1 protein-coding gene is annotated in these 1,132 nt (G+C 42.8%); it reads left to right on the plus strand.

Annotated elements, in window-relative coordinates; genetic code table 11:
• The coding region (locus tag BBG47_RS28130) for a hypothetical protein (protein ID WP_254659959.1) at positions 1 to 963 on the plus strand (963 nt) is incomplete at its 5' end.
• Positions 964 to 1,132: the final 169 nt, after the last annotated feature.

Genomic DNA, 1,132 nt, shown 5'->3' on the forward strand with positions numbered 1-1,132 from the left:
ATTCTAGCATCCCTGATCGTATCTAGTATGTTAGCCACATTGGCCGGCCCAATTCCTGCCGGAGCGGAGGCAGCGCAAGAGAATCAGCAAGAGCAGCAATCCGATAATAAGAAGGTTCCCATCGATAAGAAGTTGGCCCCCAAGCTGCAAAAAGCGGTAAATCAATATGCGGGGAAAGAGATTAAGCTTAAGGATACCGGTGAACATATCAAAGAGAGTTTGGTCACGGTTCAATCTGCAGATGGAAATTATGGTGTTGGCTTTGATCCCAAAAGCGGAAAAATATGGTTTGTTTCCAACAAGACGACAATCGACAAAGTCGACAAAAAATTTCAAGACGAAGCTTTAAAAGAGTTAAAGAACGCCTATTCAAAGAAGAAATACGTATTTAACAAGGAAGTTACACAGTCACGATCCTACGATAATAGCAAGGGCAAATTTGGAGATTATATGTTTTATGAGTTTTCCGGGAAGGATTTTAAAGTTTCAGTAAATGCTAATATTTCAGAAGGTTATGCCTTGTCCGTTGTGACAATTGATATTGACAAAAAAGAACTTGATCCGAAATTGCTGAAGTCGGCAACGGAAGCGATCAAAACGGCGTTCGATCATCAATTCGACGTGACGAAGGCGCAAATTGAGCATTATACGTGGGTGCTTGAGGACGACAAAGTGACGGTTTACATGGAGAAAGGGAAAGCAATCAGCCTGATCAATAAACAAGGCAATCAGGTCACGACGAACAAAGAGATGACCGAAAAAGAAGCCAAAGAAGCGGTCGCTCCGCTTGCGAAGAAATTATTCAATATCGACATTACGGGATATGAAGTGAAATGGGATAGTTTATTTAAAGATTACCGCTTCATTGAAAAAAATGATGTTACGGCGGTAAGAGCGGCATTGGATGCCGAGAAAAACGTCGTATATATAAAGTCCGGGAGCAGAGCGGCCGCAGGGAATTAAAAACACAAACAGATACATAGGAGGATGATCATGTTTATGAAAAAAGCTATCATCGCAACATTGGTCGTATCCGGCATGCTAGCCTCATTGGGAGGACCGATTCCTGTCGAAGCTGCGGCTGCACAAGAGCAGAAGCAACCGGAGAAGGTGAAGGTTCAGATTGACAAGA

It is taken from the genome of Paenibacillus sp. KS1 (assembly GCF_001680695.1).
GTDB lineage: Bacteria > Bacillota > Bacilli > Paenibacillales > Paenibacillaceae > Paenibacillus_B > Paenibacillus_B suaedae.